We start from the raw sequence: 1849 nt of genomic DNA on the forward strand, positions 1-1849 counted from the left end.
GGCATCGCCTGTCCGGCCTCCTCGTGGCGGCCGCCGTCCTGGTTCTCGCGTGTGCACTGAGCCTGGCGATCGGGACCCAGAACATCGGGCTGTCGACGGTGTGGCTGGCGGTGACCGACTACACCGACACGGGTAACGAGTGGATCGTGCGCGAGCTGCGAGTTCCGCGCACATTGCTCGGAATCGTCGTCGGCATCGCGTTGGGGCTCAGTGGCGCACTGATCCAGGGTGTCACCCGAAATCCCTTGGCAGACGCCCAGATTCTCGGAATCAACTCCGGTGCCGGGCTCTTCGTCGTCGCCGCCATCTCGTTCCTCGGGTTGCGTTCGATGTGGTCCTACGTCTGGTTCGCCTTCATCGGCGCATTCGTCGCCATGATTCTGGTGTTCCTCGTCGGGATGACCGGGCGGGCCGTCGCCACGCCGGTGCGGATGCTGCTCGCGGGCGTCGCGGTGGGCGCGGTGATGGAGGGCATCTCCTTCGGCATCCGACTCCGCAATCCGAGGGCGTTCGACTCGATGCGGTACTGGGACGCGGGGGCCCTCGACGGCCATTCGCTCTCAGTCGTCGTGGTCGTCGCGCCCTTCGTGGTCATCGGGGCGGCCATGTGTCTCTACGTCAGCCGCGGACTCAACGCGGTCGCGCTCGGTGACGAACTCGCTGTTGCCATGGGCGGCAACGTCGTTCGTACCCGCGTCGTCGGACTGCTGGCCGTCACCCTCTTGGCGGGAGCGGCGACCGCAGGCGCCGGACCGATCGGCTTCGTCGGCCTGATGATCCCCCATGCGGTGCGATGGTTCACCGGACCCGACTGGCGATGGATCTGCGCCTACTCGGTCCTCGCCGCGCCCGCGCTGTTGCTGGCGGCCGACGTCCTCGGTCGGGTCGTCGTGAAGCCGGGTGAACTGCCTGCGGGCATCGTCACGGCGTTCGTCGGTGCGCCGGTGTTGATCTGGCTGGTCCGACGCAGAGACGCGGCGGGACTGTGACCCAGCTCGAGACCGTCGACTTCGGCCACCGTCAGCTCGTGGTGCGCCGCGAGCCGACCGTGGCGCTGCGCGCGTCGTGGCGGAGCATCACGGTCCTGTCGATTCTCGGCGCAGGCGCCCTGGTGCTTGCCGTGCTCGCCCTTGGCATCGGCGAGTACCCGGTGCCGCCGTCACAGGTCATCGCAATTCTGACCGGCCAGGACCACAGCTTTGCGAGCGTGCTGGTTCTTCAGTGGCGGATGCCGCGAATCCTGTTGGCGCTGTTGATCGGTGCCGCGCTGGGTGTGTCAGGCGCGATCTTCCAGGCGTTGACGCGAAACCCGCTCGGCAGCCCTGACGTGATCGGCTTCGACTTCGGGGCGTACACGGGCGCCCTGACCGCGATCGCCGTGTTCGGCGGTGGCTACTACACGACCGCAGTCAGTGCGGTGATCGGCGGCCTCGTCACGGCGGTCGTGGTGTACCTGCTGTCGTACAAGAACGGCCTCGCCGGCTTCCGGCTGATCATCGTCGGAATCGCGGTCAGTGCGGTGCTGAGCTCGCTCTGTCAGTGGATCATCCTGAAGATCAAGCTGCACCAGGCGATTACGGCGTCGGTCTGGCAGCAGGGGTCTCTGAGCGGCCTGGAATGGGCGCAGGTGTACCCCGTCGCGGGAAGCCTTGTCGTCGCGGCCGCGCTACTGGCCGTCGTGGGACCCAAGCTGCCCATCCTGCAGATGGGGGACGACGCGGCGGGCGCGCTCGGCATCCGACCCGAGCGGATCCGGTTGGCCTACTTCGGGATCGGGGTGCTGCTCATCGCCATCGCCGCCGCCGTCGCGGGCCCGATCTCCTTCGTCGCGCTCGCAGCGCCGCAGCTG

At 68.0% G+C, this 1849-nt stretch carries 2 protein-coding genes; both read left to right on the forward strand.

Translation table 11 applies throughout. The features are described from left to right. A partial coding sequence (locus tag ACRDUX_RS19940; RefSeq protein ID WP_526415745.1) for a FecCD family ABC transporter permease occupies positions 1 to 989 on the forward strand: 989 nt, incomplete at its 5' end. Then, on the forward strand, positions 986 to 1849 hold an 864-nt coding region (locus ACRDUX_RS19945; RefSeq protein WP_526415746.1), incomplete at its 3' end, for a FecCD family ABC transporter permease. The genes ACRDUX_RS19940 and ACRDUX_RS19945, both read left to right, overlap by 4 nt.

Origin of the sequence: Mycobacterium sp. (genome assembly GCF_050701675.1) — a bacterium.
Classification (GTDB): Bacteria; Actinomycetota; Actinomycetes; order Mycobacteriales; family Mycobacteriaceae; genus Mycobacterium.